Here is a 224-nt window from a genome sequence, read left to right on the forward strand (position 1 = left end):
GGACAATCAAGCGGATGGTTGATGAGCAGGAACTCCATCACGCCTTCTTGCGCCTCTCGGGCTTTTGCCGAATGCGTACGCACAATCATGCCGTCTGTAACCGGCGTGGCACAGGCGGGCAAAGGTTTGGGGGCTTTTTCCACGTCCACCAAACACATACGGCAGTTGGCGGCGATGGAAAGTTTTTTGTGGTAACAGAAATGCGGGATATAAGTACCGAGCTT

The 224-nt window shown here is 53.6% G+C and carries 1 protein-coding gene; it reads right to left on the reverse strand.

Features of this window, described 5'->3' with window-relative positions; genetic code table 11:
* Positions 1-224, reverse strand: a 224-nt coding sequence (locus tag ACTHSP_RS24280; RefSeq protein ID WP_440347252.1) for a 2Fe-2S iron-sulfur cluster-binding protein, incomplete at both ends; no start/stop codon positions are given.

The organism is Neisseria sp. P0001.S005, from assembly GCF_051963715.1.